This is a genomic window from Nitrosospira sp. NRS527 (assembly GCF_018406445.1).
GTDB lineage: Bacteria > Pseudomonadota > Gammaproteobacteria > Burkholderiales > Nitrosomonadaceae > Nitrosospira > Nitrosospira briensis.
This window is the reverse complement of record NZ_AP024515.1, coordinates 33,935-50,671: the sequence shown is the minus strand read 5'-3', so window position 1 is coordinate 50,671 and position 16,737 is coordinate 33,935. Positions and strand designations below refer to the sequence as shown.

General features: G+C 54.7%; 17 protein-coding genes. 9 read left to right on the top strand and 8 right to left on the bottom strand.

Going from position 1 to position 16,737, the window contains the following annotated elements; genetic code table 11:
- Positions 1 to 27: 27 nt before the first annotated feature.
- From KJS40_RS00255 to KJS40_RS00240, 4 genes are all read left to right on the top strand, one after another.
- Positions 28 to 396: a BON domain-containing protein gene (locus KJS40_RS00255; protein ID WP_213538599.1), complete on the top strand. Its 369-nt coding sequence runs from the start codon at positions 28 to 30 to the stop codon at positions 394 to 396.
- A 64-nt stretch (positions 397 to 460) separates the two neighbouring features.
- The gene (locus KJS40_RS00250) at positions 461 to 2,833 is read left to right on the top strand and encodes an acyl-CoA dehydrogenase (RefSeq protein ID WP_213538598.1); all 2,373 of its coding nucleotides are present in this window, start codon (positions 461 to 463) and stop codon (positions 2,831 to 2,833) included.
- Between the two features lie 64 nt (positions 2,834 to 2,897).
- Positions 2,898 to 4,739, top strand: a complete 1,842-nt coding sequence (locus KJS40_RS00245) for a long-chain fatty acid--CoA ligase (protein ID WP_213539647.1) — start codon at positions 2,898 to 2,900, stop codon at positions 4,737 to 4,739.
- A gap of 147 nt (positions 4,740 to 4,886) precedes the next feature.
- The gene (locus KJS40_RS00240; protein WP_213538597.1) at positions 4,887 to 5,303 is read left to right on the top strand and encodes an acyl-CoA thioesterase; all 417 of its coding nucleotides are present in this window, start codon (positions 4,887 to 4,889) and stop codon (positions 5,301 to 5,303) included.
- 7 nt (positions 5,304 to 5,310) lie between these two features.
- On the opposite strand, the gene KJS40_RS00235 is transcribed toward KJS40_RS00240, so the two are convergent.
- Positions 5,311 to 5,535, bottom strand: coding sequence for a hypothetical protein (locus tag KJS40_RS00235; RefSeq protein WP_213538596.1), 225 nt, complete (start codon positions 5,533 to 5,535; stop codon positions 5,311 to 5,313).
- Between the two features lie 34 nt (positions 5,536 to 5,569).
- Between KJS40_RS00235 and KJS40_RS00230 the strand changes: the two genes are divergently transcribed.
- Positions 5,570 to 8,059, top strand: coding sequence for a 3-hydroxyacyl-CoA dehydrogenase/enoyl-CoA hydratase family protein (locus KJS40_RS00230; RefSeq protein WP_244859789.1), 2,490 nt, complete (start codon positions 5,570 to 5,572; stop codon positions 8,057 to 8,059).
- Positions 8,060 to 8,075: 16 nt separating this feature from the next.
- A complete protein-coding gene (locus tag KJS40_RS00225) occupies positions 8,076 to 9,275 on the top strand; it encodes an acetyl-CoA C-acyltransferase (protein ID WP_025041463.1) in 1,200 nt (399 codons plus the stop codon).
- A 105-nt stretch (positions 9,276 to 9,380) separates the two neighbouring features.
- Here the strand turns inward: KJS40_RS00225 and KJS40_RS00220 are convergent, their stop codons facing one another.
- Positions 9,381 to 9,566, bottom strand: coding sequence for a DUF3460 family protein (locus tag KJS40_RS00220; RefSeq protein ID WP_025041464.1), 186 nt, complete (start codon positions 9,564 to 9,566; stop codon positions 9,381 to 9,383).
- A 287-nt stretch (positions 9,567 to 9,853) separates the two neighbouring features.
- On the bottom strand, positions 9,854 to 10,642 hold the full coding sequence (locus tag KJS40_RS00215; RefSeq protein ID WP_213538594.1) for a polyamine aminopropyltransferase: 789 nt from the start codon (positions 10,640 to 10,642) through the stop codon (positions 9,854 to 9,856).
- A gap of 185 nt (positions 10,643 to 10,827) precedes the next feature.
- On the opposite strand from KJS40_RS00215, the gene KJS40_RS00210 reads away from it, so the two are divergent.
- Both KJS40_RS00210 and KJS40_RS00205 read left to right on the top strand, forming a co-directional pair.
- On the top strand, positions 10,828 to 11,319 hold the full coding sequence (locus KJS40_RS00210) for a hypothetical protein (RefSeq protein ID WP_213538593.1): 492 nt from the start codon (positions 10,828 to 10,830) through the stop codon (positions 11,317 to 11,319).
- Between the two features lie 304 nt (positions 11,320 to 11,623).
- The gene (locus KJS40_RS00205) at positions 11,624 to 13,096 is read left to right on the top strand and encodes an SEL1-like repeat protein (protein WP_244859629.1); all 1,473 of its coding nucleotides are present in this window, start codon (positions 11,624 to 11,626) and stop codon (positions 13,094 to 13,096) included.
- A gap of 160 nt (positions 13,097 to 13,256) precedes the next feature.
- Here KJS40_RS00205 and KJS40_RS00200 read toward each other — a convergent pair whose 3' ends face one another.
- On the bottom strand, positions 13,257 to 13,436 hold the full coding sequence (locus KJS40_RS00200) for a hypothetical protein (RefSeq protein WP_213538592.1): 180 nt from the start codon (positions 13,434 to 13,436) through the stop codon (positions 13,257 to 13,259).
- Positions 13,437 to 13,656: 220 nt separating this feature from the next.
- On the opposite strand from KJS40_RS00200, the gene KJS40_RS00195 reads away from it, so the two are divergent.
- Entirely contained in the window at positions 13,657 to 14,133 is a 477-nt protein-coding gene (locus KJS40_RS00195) for a hypothetical protein (protein ID WP_213538591.1), read from the top strand.
- Between the two features lie 113 nt (positions 14,134 to 14,246).
- Here KJS40_RS00195 and chaB read toward each other — a convergent pair whose 3' ends face one another.
- The 4 genes from chaB to KJS40_RS00175 all read right to left on the bottom strand — a co-directional run bounded on the left by chaB (position 14,247) and on the right by KJS40_RS00175 (position 16,574).
- Positions 14,247 to 14,474, bottom strand: a complete 228-nt coding sequence (gene chaB, locus KJS40_RS00190; RefSeq protein WP_213538590.1) for a putative cation transport regulator ChaB — start codon at positions 14,472 to 14,474, stop codon at positions 14,247 to 14,249.
- Positions 14,475 to 14,906: 432 nt separating this feature from the next.
- Positions 14,907 to 15,503, bottom strand: a complete 597-nt coding sequence (locus KJS40_RS00185; protein WP_213538589.1) for a hypothetical protein — start codon at positions 15,501 to 15,503, stop codon at positions 14,907 to 14,909.
- Positions 15,504 to 15,555: 52 nt separating this feature from the next.
- Positions 15,556 to 15,618, bottom strand: coding sequence for a hypothetical protein (locus KJS40_RS15520; protein WP_348529560.1), 63 nt, complete (start codon positions 15,616 to 15,618; stop codon positions 15,556 to 15,558).
- Positions 15,619 to 15,725: 107 nt separating this feature from the next.
- Positions 15,726 to 16,574 carry a hypothetical protein gene (locus KJS40_RS00175; protein ID WP_213538587.1) on the bottom strand — a complete coding sequence of 283 codons (849 nt, stop codon included), beginning with the start codon at positions 16,572 to 16,574 and terminating at the stop codon, positions 15,726 to 15,728.
- Between the last annotated feature and the right edge of the window lie 163 nt (positions 16,575 to 16,737).

Here is a 16,737-nt window from a genome sequence, read left to right as displayed (position 1 = left end):
TGGATCCATTCTGATAAGGAAAACAAAATGAACGATAGGCATAAGCTGGTTATCTGGGCATTGATCCTCATCGGCGCCTTGTCCACCGCGGGATGCGGAAAATCGGAGGAAAGGGTGCATGAGTCCTGGGTGGCGCCTCCAACCGCGGAGGGAGTGGACGACAGCACTCTCAACAGTACAATAAAGGCGGCGCTATTGGCCGATCCCGATGTCAGGCATCTGGATGTCAGGGTAGAGGCGCATAATGGCGAGGTCATGCTGAGCGGTATCGTGGATAATCAGACGCAGATGGATCGTGTCAATATGCTCACCTGGATGGTGGACGGCATCAAGAAGGTGGATAATAAGATGAGCTTGCGAAACGGTGGGAGCGAGACTGCGGCTGCAGCTGATTGATCTCATCCGGCACCCATAAAAATACTCGGGTACAGCTATTGCAGACCTACGCAGGAAAATTATCTTGAGCGCTGCCCTGCTTACGACGCTGGTTCTGCTTATCGGCGTTATTTTTTTCGTCCCACCCGTTCGCCGCGTACTTATTTCGGACCGGCTGCTTAAAGTTTTTCGAAAAATCCTGCCGAAGGTTTCCCAAACCGAACAGGAAGCGCTGGACGCCGGAACCGTGTGGTGGGATGGCGAGCTGTTCAGCGGCAAGCCAAACTGGAACAAGTTGCTGGCTTATCCCAAGCCCAGGCTCAACGCGGAGGAAAAAGCCTTCCTTGCCGGTCCGGTCGAGCAGTTGTGCGCCATGCTGGACGAATGGCATATTACGCGCGAGCTGTATGATCTGCCACCGCACGTCTGGCAATTTATCAAGGACAACCGCTTTTTCGGCATGATCATTCCCAAGGACTATGGCGGCCTTGGTTTTTCAGCACTGGCGCATTCCGAAGTGGTCATGAAGATCAGCTCGCGGAGCGGCACGGCGGCGGTGTCGGTAATGGTGCCGAATTCGCTGGGGCCGTCCGAGTTGCTGTTGCAGTATGGCACCGAGGCGCAAAAGAACCATTATCTTCCGCGCCTGGCAAAGGGGCTGGAGGTGCCGTGTTTTGCACTTACCGGGCCTGATGCGGGGTCGGATGCGGGGGCGATACCCGATTTCGGCATTGTCTGCCATGGCGAATTCAACGGCGACGCAGATGTGCTCGGCATGAGGGTCACCTGGGAAAAACGCTACATCACACTCGGCCCAGTAGCGACGCTCCTCGGACTTGCATTCAAACTGCAGGACCCGGATGGATTATTAGGCGACCAGAAAGACCTCGGGATTACGCTGGCGTTGATCCCTACCAATACGCTGGGCGTCAATATCGGCCGGCGCCATTTTCCGCTCGATGCAGCTTTTCAGAACGGCCCCAACTCGGGAAAAGACGTCTTCATCCCGATGGAATGGGTAATCGGCGGACGCGAAGGAGTGGGTAGCGGCTGGCGTATGCTGATGAACTGTCTTGCGGTGGGGCGTTCGATCTCCCTGCCCGCGACCAGCACCGGCGCGGCCAAGCTGGCCGCACGCACCAGCGGAGCTTACGGCAGAGTACGGGTGCAATTCAAGACGCCGATTGGACGCTTCGAAGGCGTTGAAGAAGCCCTGTCCCGCATCGGTGGCAATACATACATGATGGATGCGGCACGGATGATGACGGCGGGGGCAGTCGATTTGGGCGAAAAGCCCTCGGTCATCTCGGCGATCGTCAAATATCATCTTACCGAGCGCGGGCGCCAGGCGATAAACGACGCGATGGACGTGCACGGCGGCAAAGGCATTTGCCTGGGACCCAGCAATTATCTGGGGCGCAACTATCAGCATATCCCCGTCAGCATTACGGTAGAGGGCGCCAATATCCTTACGCGCAATATGATTATTTTCGGTCAGGGGGCAGTACGCTGCCACCCCTACCTGCTGGAAGAAATTCGCGCAGCCAGTAATGGCGATACCGTGCGTTCTTCAGTGCAATTCGACAAGGCATTGTGGGGACACATTATCTTTACGGTCGGGAACGGTTTGCGTTCCTTGCTGCATGGACTCACCGGCGCATCTCTCGCCAGTGCGCCGGGTAGCGTAGGCACTGAAATGCAGCGTTATTACAGTCAATTGACGCGTTTCTCCGCCGCATTCGCTTTTCTCGCCGATATCTCCCTTCTGGTTTTAGGTGGAGCGCTGAAACGCAAAGAAAGGCTCTCTGCCCGGCTTGGCGATATTCTCAGCATGCTTTATCTATGCTCGGCGGTACTCAAACGCTTCAAGGATGACGGCAGGCCCGCAGCTGATTTACCGCTGGTACACTGGTCTGTTCAGGATGCGCTTTACCGTATGCAGGAAGCATTTGACGGCGTGCTGGATAATTTTCCTGGTCGTATTCTCACGGCGCGCCTCCTGCGGTTTGTGGTGTTTCCACTGGGCAAGCCATTCTCGCCGCCCCCAGATGAGCTAGGGCATCAAATCGCCACGCTGATGCTGACACCGGGAGAAGCGCGAGACCGCCTGACCGCGGGTATATATATGCCTACCTCTGCCGACGAGCCGCTCGGCATGCTGGAACAGGCGCTTCAGTGCGCGGTCGTGTGCGAAGCAGTGGAAATGAAGTTACGCGCCGCCGTCAAGGCAGGCCGGATTCCCGCTCAGGATGATGAAAAAATCGCGGAGGCGCTCAAGCAGAGAGTTATCTCCACGACCGAACTGGAGCTGATGGGAAAGATGAAATCCATGCGCCGACGCGTGATCATGGTGGATGATTTCCCACCGGATTTTGGCCGCGCATCAGGGGGGACACCAGAAACTGCGTCGGCGTCGGCGTCGGCGTCGGCGTCGACCTCAGCCTCAACCGGTGCATGAGGTGGGACGACGAAGCCGTTAACCCTCTCGGGTCCAACGAAAATACATCGGGTGAAAGCCAATGATGCAAACCAAGCAGCATAATCTTACGGATGTTATCCCGGTGGAAGCCGCCCGAACCCTCGACGGGTTGTTCCGCGAGCGAACACGTCGCTCGCCTGAGGCGGTAGCCTATCGGGATTACGACCGCTCCAGCGGTAAGTGGCGCGACCTCACCTGGAAACAGATGGATGAACGCATCGCGCACTGGCAATCTGCGCTCACGCGAGAAAAACTTCTGCCTGGCGACCGGGTTGCGGTGATGTTGCGAAACTGCCCGGAATGGGTGATATTCGAACAAGCCGCGCTAAGGCTGGGGCTCGTCGTCGTGCCACTTTATACAGCCGACCGCCCCGAGAACGCTGCCTACATCTTGCGCGACGCGGGTGTTAAAGTATTATTGCTCGAAGAACTGGCCCAATGGCAAGCATTTCATGAAGTACGGGGTCAGATTCCTCATCTGCTGCGCGTCATTACGGTTCAGGGAAGTCCTGGAGAAAAAGACGACGGCCTCGTGCTTGCCCTGCATGACTGGCTGCCAGACTGGCCGTTGGACGATTCGCAGGGAAAAGCCGAGGAAGCGGAGGATGCAAGCCGCGATCAGCATCAACTCGCCACCATCATATACACCTCCGGCACCTCCGGCCGATCCAAGGGGGTGATGCTGAGCCATTACAATATACTTACGAATGCGCATAGCTGCCTGCAAGTGGTGCCCATCGGACAGGACGATCTGCTGCTTTCATTTTTGCCGCTGTCGCATACGTTTGAGCGCACTGCCGGCTATTATGCTCCGATGATGCGCGGTGCAACGGTGGCATATGCCCGCTCGGTTCACCAGCTGCAAGAGGATCTTCTGATCATTCGGCCCACTATTCTTATTTCCGTCCCGAGAATTTATGAGCGGGTCTATGCCGGCATTCATGCCAAGCTGGCGGAAGGTTCGGCTTTGAGCAGAAAACTGTTCAATCTGGCGGTTGATATTGGCTACAGCCGCTTTGAGTATCAGCAGCGACGGGCCCCCCGGCTTTTTTCCCACCTATTATGGCCACTGCTGGAGGCCCTGGTGGCGAAGAAGGTAATGAGCAAGCTGGGTGGGCGCCTACGCGAAGCGATGAGCGGCGGCGCGGCGTTACCGACAGAAGTTTCACGGGTATTCATCGGTTTGGGCCTGCCCATCCTGCAAGGCTACGGCATGACGGAGACCAGTCCGGTCGTATGCTGCAACACCATGGAGGACAATCTTCCGTCGAGCGTGGGGCGCCCCATCCCGGGGGTAGAGGTGAAACTCGGCCCGGACGATGCCTTGCTGATTCGCGGCCCCAACGTCATGCTCGGTTACTGGGACGATCCGGTAGCCACCGAGGCAATAATGATGCCCGACGGGTGGCTCAATTCCGGCGATATCGCGCGCATTGATGAGCAAGGCCGGGTGACTATCACTGGCCGCCTGAAGGAAATCATCGTCATGTCCACCGGCCAGAAAATTCCGCCTGCGCCCATGGAAGCAGCGATTCTGCATGATTCGTTATTCGAACAGATAATGCTGATTGGAGAAGGTCGTCCGTATTTAAGCGCACTGGTGGTTCTGAACGCCCGCAACTGGGAAAGCATTTCGGCGCAATATAATCTTGGTAGCGATTTACGCCGCTTGTCGCAAGACCAGAAGCTCGAAGAAATCCTTGTGGAACGAATCACCCGCCAAATAAAAGGATTTCCCGGCTATGCCAAAATATATCGCGTGGCACTGGCGCAGGAACCATGGACTGTCGAGAACGATATGCTCACACCAACGTTGAAGCTGCGTCGCACGCAGGTGTTGAATCGTTACCAGGCCGAAGTGAGCAGGTTATATGCGGGGCATTAGGGAGCGATGGGTAGCGTATCCGTAAGTCACCCGGGGTGCGAAGATTGACACCAAAGTAGGTCGGGCTATGCCCGACGACCGAAAAATGATGTCGGGCATAGCCCCACTGACCGATCAAAGCTGGCAATTTAAACCTTGGAATGGAAAATGAATACGAACGCAGAAACTCACACCTCACTGCCCGAGGGGCTCGATCCGATACTGCGCCTGGTGCCGATGCCGACGGACACGAATTATGCCGGAGATGTTTTCGGCGGCTGGATCATGGCTCAGGTGGACATTGCCGGAAGCCTCCCGGCAATGCGCCGGGCTCGTGGGCGCGTTGCCACGGTAGCGGTGAATTCCTTCGTATTCAAACAGCCCGTATTTGTCGGGGATATCGTGAGTTTTTATGCCGAGATCGTCAAGGTAGGCCGAACTTCCATAACGGTGGAGGTTGCCGTCTATGCACAGCGGGGTCTTCGCCACGGAATTGATGAAATATGCTGCCGGGTAACCGATGCGGTCCTGACGTATGTCGCCGTGGATGAAAATCGCAAACCGCGCGTCGTTCCACAGGAATAATGCACATTCAAAAACTCTTGTAGCTCATTTGCCGACCCGGATTTCCGGCCACAAACTCAGCGGGATAATATTCAAAAAATTGTTCTCGCCGGGCAACCGGTAATACGATACTTTGACGTAATGGAATGGAAAGGGTAAGCGGATAAAAATGCCACACGCTCACGAAGTGGGCTTTTTCCTGATGAAAAAAACGGATCGAACTGGAGGCGACATTGAATAATCGTAAATTCATCGTGCGCAAAGCAGCCGTCCTCGGCGCCGGCGTAATGGGAGCGCAGATCGCAGCGCATCTGGTCAATGCCAACATCGAGACGCTGTTATTCGAGTTGCCCGCCGAGCAGGGGGGCCCCAATGCCAACGTGATCAAGGCGGTGGAGAATTTAAAAAAACAGGATCCCGCACCGCTGTCGATTGCGGCCAAGGCCGCCTCCATTCAACCGGCCAACTACGACCAGAACCTTGAGTTGCTCCGGGATTGCGACATCGTGATCGAAGCCATCGCCGAGCGCATTGACTGGAAAAGCGAGTTGTATAAAAAGGTCGCGCCACATCTCGGCGAAGACGCCATTTTTGCCAGCAACACATCGGGCCTCTCCATCAATGAACTGGCAAAGTCGTTCCCCGAGAACTTGCGCCACCGGTTTTGCGGCATCCATTTTTTTAACCCGCCCCGCTACATGCACCTCGCAGAGTTGATCCCCTGCAAGGAGAGCGATGCCGCGATGCTCGATGATCTGGAAGCATTCCTGGTCACGTGCCTGGGTAAAGGCGTAATTCGTGCAAAGGACACGCCGAATTTTATTGCCAACCGGATAGGCGTGTTTTCGATGCTCGCCACCATGCATCATGCACATGAATTCGGCCTCGGATTCGACGTCGTGGATGCTTTGACCGGCACGCTCATCGGTCGTCCCAAGAGCGCGACTTTCCGCACCGCGGATGTGGTGGGGCTCGATGTCCTTGCACACGTGATCGCTACCATGCGCGATACGCTGCCGGAAGATCCATGGCACAGATACTATGCCGTGCCCGATTGGCTGCAAGCCCTGGTAGACAAAGGGGCGCTCGGGCAGAAAACCAGGCGCGGCATATATCAGAAGATGGGCAAGGAAATCCATGTCCTGGACCTTGCGAAGGGCGAATATATTCTCTCGGCGGGTACGGCCGAGGACGACATAAAGGAACTGCTCAAACGTAAAAATCTCGCGGGCCAGCTTGGCGCGTTGCGCGCGAATCCACATCCGCAAGCACAATTCCTGTGGTCCATATTCCGCGATCTGTTTCATTATTGCGCTGTTCATCTCGGCGCAATCGCCGACAATGCGCGCGACCTTGATTTATCGATGCGCTGGGGTTTCGGCTGGAATCAGGGGCCGCTCGAAACCTGGCAAGCGGCGGGATGGAGCGATATTGCCGGGTGGATAAACGAGGATATCGCGGCCGGCAAGAGCATGAGTACGGTATCACTGCCGGAATGGGTGCAGGAACTGGGGCAAAGCGCCAGCCAAGCCGTCAACATCGGCATACAGGGCGTACATAGAACACAGGGATCCTATGCGCCGTCCAACAATACCTTCCGGCCACGTTCGACGTTGCCTGTGTACCGACGGCAGTTGTTTCCGGATAGGCTGCTGAACGAGCGGGCGCAATATGGCACAACAATATTCGAGACTGATGCGGTACGGATGTGGCATACGGGCGAGTCCGGCGGCAATGGCTCGGTCGATGACCACATAGCCATTCTCAGCTTCAAGAGCAAAATGCACACTATCGGAAGCGATGTGCTGGATGGAGTGCAACAGGCCATCGATGAAGCTGAACGGAACTGGCGTGCTTTGGTGATCTGGCAGACTGAACCGCCATTTTCTGCCGGCGCCAATCTTCAAAAAGCCACTGAGCGCCTGAAAAGTGACGAACCTCCTTCCGCCTTCAGCGTCCTGGCCAAAAAAATCAGGAAAACGGCGCAGTCTGCGGTACTCAAGGCGGCGCGCAGCCTCAATCTCGCCGATGCACTGATGGCGGGCAAATTGGCTGAAATCGAAGCAATGGTTGCCCAATTCCAGCAAACTTCGCAGGACCTCAGATACTCGATGATTCCCACTGTAGCGGCCGTAGATGGCCTCGCGCTGGGAGGCGGCTGCGAATTTGTAATGCATTGCGACCGTGCGGTAGCGACCATGGAAAGCTACATCGGCCTGGTAGAGGCTGGCGTGGGATTATTACCCGCGGGTGGCGGTTGCAAGGAGCTTGCATTGAGAGCATCGCGAGATACGAAAGACGGCGATCCTTTCCCTTTACTGAAAAATTATTTTCAGAGCGTCGCAACCGCACAACTATCAAAAAGTGCCGAGCAGGCAAAAGAACTGGGCTATTTGCGCGCTGCCGACCCGGTAGTGATGAACCGGTATGAATTACTTTACGTTGCCAAGGCGCAAGCGGTAGCCCTGGCTGAAGCAGGGTATCGCCCGCCGCTGAAAGCCCGTAATATTTCGGTGGCCGGTTCTACCGGCATTGCCAATATCAAAGGCATGCTCGTAAACATGCGCGAAGGCAATTTCATCTCGGACCATGATTACCTGATCGGTACCAGGATCGCCCACGTCATGTGTGGAGGTGAACTGACTCCCGGCAGCGTGGTCGATGAGGACTGGTTCCTGGAGCTGGAGCGTGCCGCATTCATAGAGCTGCTGGCAACCGAAAAGACGCAGGCACGCGTGGAGCATATGCTGAAGACCGGGAAACCTCTCAGGAATTAAGCGAAGGAGAACTGTCATGACCAAACAGATACAAGACGCTTACATCGTTGCTGCCGTCCGTACGCCGGTCGGCAAGGCACCACGAGGAATGTTCAAAACCGTTCGTCCTGATGACATGCTGGCCCACGTGTTGAAAGCTGCGCTGGCACAGTGCGAGGGACTCGATCCGGCAGCCATCGACGACGTAATCGCCGGTTGCGCCATGCCTGAGGCGGAGCAGGGAATGAATGTCGCACGCATTGCGCTCTTGCTGGCAGGGCTGCCTGATAGCGTGCCGGGAATGACGGTCAATCGTTTTTGCGCCTCCGGGTTGCAAGCGGTAGCGCTTGCTGCCGACCGCATTCGCCTGGGCAATGCGGACGTAATCGTCGCGGCGGGTACGGAGAGCATGAGCATGGTCCCGATGACGGGCAACAAGATGTCGCTGGACCCGGCTATATTCCTGCGCGACGAGAATGTCGCCATCGCCTACGGCATGGGCATAACGGGAGAAAAAGTCGCACAGCGATGGCAAGTCAGCCGTGAGGCCCAGGATGAATTTGCAGTGACAAGCCATGCAAGGGCACTCAAGGCCATCGAGACGGGGGAATTCGAACAGGAAATCGCGCCCTATACGGTGGTCGAAAAACGCCCCGATCTCGTCTCGCATGAGGTCCGGGATGTTTCCAGCACAAGAAATACCGATGAAGGGCCGCGGCCCGGCACCAACGCGGCGACGCTTGCCACATTGAAACCGGTATTCGCGGCAAATGGCTCCGTAACGGCGGGCAACAGTTCGCAGATGTCCGACGGTGCGGGCGCCGTGATCGTAGCAAGTGAAGCTGCGTTGAAACGCTTCGATCTTACCCCTATTGGCCGCTTCCTCGGCTATTCTGTCGCGGGTGTGCCACCGGAAATCATGGGCATAGGCCCGATCAAGGCGATACCGAAGGTGCTGAAGCAGGTTGGCTTGAAGCTGGATGATCTCGACTGGATCGAATTGAACGAAGCTTTCGCAGCCCAGAGCCTCGCAGTCATCCATGACCTGGGGTTGGACCGCGCCAAAGTCAACCCGCTGGGCGGCGCGATCGCGCTAGGTCATCCGTTGGGCGCGACCGGCGCCATCCGTGTCGCCACGTTACTGCACGGCCTGCGTCGGCATCATCGGAAATACGGCATGGTAACCATGTGCGTGGGGACAGGCATGGGCGCGGCGGGGGTGTTTGAAGCGCTATGACGAGAACCGGCGAATAAATTCTCATGAAAATCTGGAGATCAACCGGGTTGCTATCCTGTTGATCATGTGGCGCAGCAAACTCGCAGACCTACCCGGATACCCACTCTATTTTCCGAAATAGACGTAGGCCTTCTGCGGTACGCTTGATTCCTTGAAGCGCTTGCGCTCTTCCAGGTCCAGCTTTTTATCCCACCAGATGGCGCGCGCCTCTTTCTGATCCTCCGCCAGTTTCGGATTTTTTTCGAACAGCTCGCGCATGAATTTGGTGTGGTCGGATTCGTACAGTTTCATGGTCTGGTTTCTCCTCTCTTCACTTTTCTGTGGCAACCTGAAACTTTACCATAACCGGAAGGTGCTCGCATCGACTGAGCTTGGGTCTGTGACCTGGATCGTAGCGTAATCCATAATCCGGTCGTGTTTTGATGGGTTACGGCTGAATATCTTCACCGCTCCAATGCAATGTAGGTCGGGCTCCGCCCGACGATCAAAAACGATGTCGGGCGGAGCCCGACCTACAATTTATCAACGTATGTCTGGAGCGTAGCGCAACCATCAAGCCTCAGCGGCATGCGCATGACTCAGAAAGGCTTGCGCTGCTGTAATTTATTGACGAACTTGGTGAAAGGCAACGCAAGTTCCTGTTCGAGTTGCTTTGCACGCTCCTGCAAATTTTCCCACGCGGGTCTGCCGGGACTGTGCTTGAAAGCGAAGACGATCAGATTACCGAAAGGCTCAGCCAGTAGTGTAGCGACTCGACCAGCGAAACTATCCTCGATGCGATGGATGTAGTCATGGACTGCCCTGTCTCTGCTGAGCAAGTTGACCACCAACACGCCGTTTTTTTTCAATGCTTCACGGGCACGATCATAAAAATCCTGGCTGCAAAGCGAGGGTACCTGGCGCCCATCGTCAAAACCGTCAACCATCAGTATGTCAGCACTGCGAGGGTGGCCGGCAACAAATTCGCCGCCTTCCGCAATCACGACTTGCAGGCGATCATCATCCGCCGGTACAAAAAAATGATCTCGCGCGATCGCAACGATTTGCGGATTGATTTCAATCACGGTCGTTTGAACCTGCGGCAAACGGTGGTATACGAATTTCGCCAGCGAGCCTCCTCCCAGACCGATCATCAGCATATTTTCCGGCCGTGGATGAAACAGGGTAAAACCCATCATGCATTGGGTATAGATCAGCTCCAGATGGTTGGGTGTTGCCAACCTCATCGCGCTTTGCACCATGCTGCTGCCAATATGGAGTGAGCGCACGCCATACTCCTCGCTCATATGAACGGCGGAGTCGGCGTCGGTATTGTCGCCCGCACCGCGGCCTATGCCGTGAAAACGGCGCCTGGAAAATGCACGCATTGGTTTCCTGGGTTGATCCGAAAATAAGCGATGCTTTACAAATGAATACTTTTGGCCTACGTTTACATTGCATGATAGCTCGGGCTGGGGTAAAGCGCCGCCGAACATGTCCTGCTACCATGAAAACAAATTCGCGAAGTGCGCTTGATCTCATTAAAACGCGGAGGCTATACCCGAACGTTATCATGAAAAAACGCATTACAATTTTAGCTCCACTTTTGTCAGCGTGCCTGTTATCGGCATGCTCGGGCATTGGCCTCAAGGAAAAATCGCAGACTTACGCCGCCAAATTTACGGGAACTCGCGCTTCGCTCGCACGCTGCGTCATCAATGAACTGCAAACCGATAGCCGGTGGTTAATCCGCGGTCTGCAATATGAAGTACGAAGCTATCAGGATATCGAAGCAACAGAAATTTATGCCTATCCGTACGGCGCGCTACCGGGAACCTACGCGCGCAATGCAACCAACAACCCTGATGCCGTGATCCAGCCATTGATTCCCAAGATCTATGCGCATAAATCAGATGCTGATATGAGCGGCGAAGCCAGCCCCGGTTATTCCTTCATCATGACGATACAAAGGACCGATAGCGAAACGGTGGTCGCCAGGCTGAACGGGAAGAAATACGAGAGCGATATAGCATGGGACAAGCTGAAAGCGTGTTCACCCCGCTAAGTTGAGCAGGACTTCTTTCGTTTCACCTCGTCGGCCGGCTACGTTACTTCGGCTAAAAAAACCCGGATTTCCTTTTATCAAATCCCGCAAACGAAAAAATCCTGAACATGATCGCGCATGGGCCATTTTTAAATGCCCGCCGCGCTAGAATAGCGCTCTTGATATTCCTGGTATAGCTATCGTATTTCTCGGGCTATTTTCAAACTTCAGGAAACAGCACAAAAAATATCGATGGGTAAAAAAACGGCAACGAGCTCGGAATTTTTAGCTCTAATACAGGAATCGGTGGAATTACGGTGAATAAATGATGCGTTTATCGATAACAATGGCGGTGGCAGGGCCAGCGATAGCCGGACTGGTACTGATGTTGCTGACTCTTCCGGCATTCGCCGGAGACTTTGAGGATGGAATGCGGTTCGCCCTCAGCAAGGACTATGTTAAAGCGGTAGCTTCTTTCAGGCGGGCAGCGGAAAAAGGAAACGCGGATGCCCAGTTCAATCTGGGCGTCATGTACTCAAAAGGCCGGGGTGTGCCTCAGAATGACGCGCAGGCCGCGAACTGGTATCGCAAAGCGGCGGAGCAGGGCGACGCGCCGGCGCAATCCATGTTGGGTTTCATGTATCTTAAAGGTCAGGGGGTCGAGCAGGACTATCAGCAGGCCATGCTCTGGTACTTCAGGGCGGCGGATAAAGGATATGCTGTGGCCCAGTACAATCTTGGCGTGATGTACGCTAAAGGCCAGGGAGTTACGCAGGACTATCAGCAGGCCTTGTCCTGGTATCTCAAAGCCGCTGAGCAAGGGCATGCTCCCGCGCAGGGCATTCTGGGTTTCATGTACCTCAAAGGCCAGGGCGTGGAGCAGAATGATCAGCAAGCGGCATCCTGGTATCTTAGAGCTGCGGAAGTGGGATATGCGGATGCGCAATATGCGATAGGCGTGCTGTATGCCAAGGGTCGAGGCGTGGAACAGAGCGATCAGAAAGCGGTGTCCTGGTTTCGTAAAGCGGCTGAACAGGGAAATCCGGATGCTGAATTCAATCTCGGCGTCATGTATGCGGCGGGCGAGGGTATTATCAAGGATGATCAACAAGCTGCCTCCTGGTACCGCAAAGCCGCCGAACTGGGATATGCAAGGGCGCAATTCAAGCTTGGAGTCGTTTATGCCAAAGGCCGGGGGATTACGCACGACGATTATGAGGCAGCTGCCTGGTATCGCAAGGCGGCGGAGCAGGGTTACGTCCCCGCCCAATTCAATCTCGGCGTAATGTACGCCACGGGGAAAGGGGTCTTGCGGGATGATCAGCAGGCCGTGGCCTGGTATCGCAAAGCCGCGGAGCAGGGGGATGAGGATGCCCAATACAACCTGGGCGTGCGATACGACAGCGGCCGGGGCGTTGCAAGGGATGCGCTGGAGGCTTTATCCTGGTATCGCAAGTCGGCGGAACAGGGTTATGCAAGGGCGCAATACAGCCTGGGTGTCAAGTATAACAACGGCCAGGGCGTGCCGCAGGATTATGCACAAGCCTTATCCTGGTATCAAAAGGCGGCGGAGCAGGGTCATCACGGGGCGCAAACAAATCTGGGCGTACTTTACTACAACGGCACCGGCGTCAAGCAGGATTATGTTGAGGCTGATAAGTGGTTCAGTATCGCCAGCGCGGGAGATTATGAGGACGCGAAAGAAAACCAGGAGCTTATGGAGAAGCTCATGACGCCGGTACAAGTTGCCGAAGCGCAACGGCAAGCGGAAGAGTGGATAAAAACACGCAGGGAGTAAGGGTCTATACCCGATTCGCGGGGCTCCAGCGCACCTGCTTGCCCCCTTCCTATTGTGACTACCCGATGGGCGCGCTGAACCTGGTAATGGTAAAAACGGCTTTTCCAGCAACGATAAGGGTGTCGAAAAGTGACAGGGCGCATCCACGGCGCCGGCTGAGCTATTTGGAGGGCTGGCTGCTCTTTTCCTTGGTAATAGGGTTCTGTAGCGTATAACCTTTCTGTTTCATTTTGTATCCGCCATAGGCGCCTGCGCCGCCAGCGACAACGTACCAGCAACCCGAGAGCGCTGGAATGACAGCCAGGAGCGCGACTATTAGAATTGTTCTCTTCGTTTTCATGGAAATTTTTCTAATATTTTCTAATATAAAGGGAAAACGCAAATAACGGTGGCGAACTTAACCCAGGGAACACTACGCTGTCAATCAGTTGCATCTATTTTCTTTTGATGATATCCCGGCACAGGAGTACATAAAACGAACGGATCGAGCCGGCTTCGATTCGGGGTATTTTGCGGGGCGAACCCATTGCAGATCAGGAATTTTTTTGAAGGGGAATATCATGGGCAACATTTCACTCTCCAGTACGCGAGCCAGATGGCTCATCGCGATAGCGCTGATCGTACTCCTGCCGGGCTGTCAAACAGCGGACACAAGGCGGACTGGCGGGCTGATCGGTAGCATTGCCGGCTCTATCGGGGCGAGCTATCTCGGCAGCTATCTCGGTGGCGGTATTGCGGGCAGCATTGTGGCTGCCATTGCCGGTGGCGTCGCGGGCTATTATGTCGGTGCGGAAATTGGAGGCGTCCTCGGCAAGGACGATAGGAAAAAAATGGCCGATGCATCGCAAAAAGCATTCGAGACAAACCAGACTCAGACCTTCAGCAATCCCGATACCGGCCTGGTGGGTAAAGCCGAGGTCGTTCAATCCGGACCGGTAACGGCACAGAAAAATAAGGAATGCAAGACAATCAGGCAAACTGTCGTGCTAAAAGATGGGAAAACGGTTACTGAGGATGTGAATAGCTGTAAGGATTGAGGATAGACGATATTTGAACGGACAGGCGCTCAAACGGGTGCTCGCATGGGTCGATTCCTGGAAACCAGCACATCAGAGAGTCCGTTACCTGTGTGTTTACCTCGTCGTAAAACTCATGGCTTCTTCTTCCATTCATCACCTTTTTTCTCGTATTCCTTTTTTACCGCCGACCATGCGACTTTATGAGCGGTTTCTTCGCGTGAAGCATCGCCTCTGCGATCATCCGGATCCTTATATTCATCCCAGGCATTATTGAAAGCTGCCTGATATATTTCCTGCGCGTGCTTTGGCAATACGTTCGTGACGTTTTTCGGGAGATCTTCTATGGCTGCGTATGGCATGACGTCTCTCCTGTCGATGATTGGATGAAGCGGTTTTTTTGGGGTGCGGCAAGCTTAACAATCATGCCGCCATGATTTCGATTCAAAGTTCAGATTGATGCCTGGCATCCGCTCGATCCCGCTCGTCGATGCTGCTTCCAGGCAGGTCTGTAAAATAAACGATAGGCGATAGAGCGGGATAGCGCAAGAAAAACGATTAGAAGCAGTTCCGGGAATTTGAGCAAGCCCACAACTGGATAATGTTCTACATTCGATGCGCGGCGTGAGGACTTCGATAATAAAGCGGGAGATGGCAAAACAGAGCGAGGCGGACGCACTCAGCGGCACTTAACGCTAACGCGGCGCTGGCGGGTGGCAAGAAGCGGAGCGAACTGGCCGCGCTTCGCGGTAGCCCAATTTGTCGATTGAACTACCTCGACGAGCATATTGACCTCAGGGCTGGTTCGTACTTTTTCGAAGGCGGATGACGATATCCTTTTTAATGTCGGGCCCCGGCTTATCAAGCCGCGAAAACCGATACCCCAATGTGATGAAGTCGAGTTTAGCAAAGGCTTTCTCACTATACCCCTCACGTGTAAAGTCAGGAATGCGCAGCAGGAGTTGCTTTGCCGCGTCGGCTTCGGCAGGCAGTAGCTGGGGCAGCAACTCGCTTGGGGTAACCCAGATTACATGATTTTCGGCGCCGAAATCCATGGTGTTTTTCCCGCTCTTAAGAAGAGCTAGCGGAGCGTCATTGGGTACCAATACATAGATGTCTTCGAGATAAACACCATGCTCGATCAAGTTTCTAAACTTTAGTGCAATGTAATAGTGAGCTGCCTCCTTCCAGCTTTTTTCAATCTGCACAAAAAGAACATCGTCGCCCTTCAGAGCCTTATACATAGCTCCGCCAACGGCTGGGCCATGCTTCGCTACAAACGACGAAATTACGGTTGTCGCAAGCTGCTCAATGCCGGGAAAAAATGCCTCAGGTATGTTATCGGCTCGTCCTTGCGGCGAAGGGGAGATGTCTTTTGGCGTTTCGTTCATTGCAGTACACCTTGGTTAAACAATGGATTGGCAATCATATGCGGTTGATCGTTTATGCTGTGCTCAAGCTCTTGCTCCTCACCATTACCCCCAGTAAAGCCAGACCGGCAAGCATCAGAGCATAGGTTTCCGGCTCGGGAACAGGGGCGCCAATCGAGCAATCTGGCCCACAGGATAAGCGCGCTACCAGCTCGTTTTGCGAAAGAAACAGCGTGCCGTTATTCAGATCGGGTGAGACAAAATCTCCACGCGTGCCTCCGGTGGCGATGAGAACGAACTGATTCGGGTCACCGTCCAGCTTGGTTGGATCCAGCAGACCCACGGTGCCGTCATGCCGTCATTATTATTAACGATGATATCGCCATTGAGCGGACCTCCACTGATGACTCCCGTGCCATCAGGGGCATGACCAAAGTTGGGGAAGCTACGAGGAAGCGTGCCGGTGGCCAGATCGTATGCCTGAATGACTCCGTTTTCGACATACGCAGTCGCGCCATCCGGTGACACTGAGACACCATCCGGGAAAAGGCCGGCTTTGACTACCCGGTAGCTGCCGGCAATCGGATCGATATCGACAAGACCTGCATTGCTGGAAGCGATGACGTGCCCGTTGGCCGGATTGGCCCACATGCCCAGGTGACCACGGAGCTCGGCGGCTACTTTGTTAGGAATCTGAGTACGGGAGCCGTCGCTGGCGAAGTGCTCGTAAAATCCCCCAAATGCCTGGGCGCCATAAACCTGTCCCCCGGCGGTTGCCATTGCGTAATTACAGTTGCCGGTCTGACATATGTATGGGGTTGCGCTTACCGCGCTGCTCAGAGTCTGGTTATCCAGGTCTTTGAAGACGTATATCTTTCGGTCGAACTCGCTGCCTGTAATGATGTTGCCATTTGGAAGAATTCCCTGCGCCAGCGGCCCATATTGCGCACTGTAGCCGCTCACGAAGGTCGTGAGAGTGAAGCCGCCAGCAATACCCTCAGCTGTGAGTTTCAGCGTAGCATGAGCTGGACTGCCCGATAATAATATGCAGGCTGCAGTTGCTGCTGATGAAAGCATGACATTGAGTCTCATGATGTTCAACTCCCATTTTGGATGGTTAAAAGACGTTCCCCCTCGGGATAGCGGGAGGTAAGTCAAGTCGAAGTAAAGTTTATGCTAACTTCGGGAAAGTCTTTTTACTCAAAAGCTTATATATTTCTTCCGAATGCATGGGGACCACAAGTGTAAAGCGGAC

Excerpts from the sequence above, each read along its gene's own strand:
- KJS40_RS00210 (WP_213538593.1), top strand. The coding sequence starts at position 10,828 with ATGAAAAAACGCATTACAATTTTAGCTCCACTTTTGTCAGCGTGCCTG.
- KJS40_RS00225 (WP_025041463.1), top strand. The coding sequence starts at position 8,076 with ATGACCAAACAGATACAAGACGCTTACATCGTTGCTGCCGTCCGTACG.
- KJS40_RS00255 (WP_213538599.1), top strand. The coding sequence starts at position 28 with ATGAACGATAGGCATAAGCTGGTTATCTGGGCATTGATCCTCATCGGC.
- KJS40_RS00230 (WP_244859789.1), top strand. The coding sequence starts at position 5,570 with ATGGGAGCGCAGATCGCAGCGCATCTGGTCAATGCCAACATCGAGACG.
- KJS40_RS00175 (WP_213538587.1), bottom strand. The coding sequence starts at position 16,574 with ATGAGACTCAATGTCATGCTTTCATCAGCAGCAACTGCAGCCTGCATA.
- KJS40_RS00200 (WP_213538592.1), bottom strand. The coding sequence starts at position 13,436 with ATGAAAACGAAGAGAACAATTCTAATAGTCGCGCTCCTGGCTGTCATT.
- KJS40_RS00240 (WP_213538597.1), top strand. The coding sequence starts at position 4,887 with ATGAATACGAACGCAGAAACTCACACCTCACTGCCCGAGGGGCTCGAT.
- KJS40_RS00195 (WP_213538591.1), top strand. The coding sequence starts at position 13,657 with ATGGGCAACATTTCACTCTCCAGTACGCGAGCCAGATGGCTCATCGCG.
- KJS40_RS00215 (WP_213538594.1), bottom strand. The coding sequence starts at position 10,642 with ATGCGTGCATTTTCCAGGCGCCGTTTTCACGGCATAGGCCGCGGTGCG.
- chaB (WP_213538590.1), bottom strand. The coding sequence starts at position 14,474 with ATGCCATACGCAGCCATAGAAGATCTCCCGAAAAACGTCACGAACGTA.
- KJS40_RS00235 (WP_213538596.1), bottom strand. The coding sequence starts at position 5,535 with ATGAATTTACGATTATTCAATGTCGCCTCCAGTTCGATCCGTTTTTTT.
- KJS40_RS00245 (WP_213539647.1), top strand. The coding sequence starts at position 2,898 with ATGCAAACCAAGCAGCATAATCTTACGGATGTTATCCCGGTGGAAGCC.
- KJS40_RS00220 (WP_025041464.1), bottom strand. The coding sequence starts at position 9,566 with ATGAAACTGTACGAATCCGACCACACCAAATTCATGCGCGAGCTGTTC.
- KJS40_RS00205 (WP_244859629.1), top strand. The coding sequence starts at position 11,624 with ATGATGCGTTTATCGATAACAATGGCGGTGGCAGGGCCAGCGATAGCC.
- KJS40_RS00185 (WP_213538589.1), bottom strand. The coding sequence starts at position 15,503 with ATGAACGAAACGCCAAAAGACATCTCCCCTTCGCCGCAAGGACGAGCC.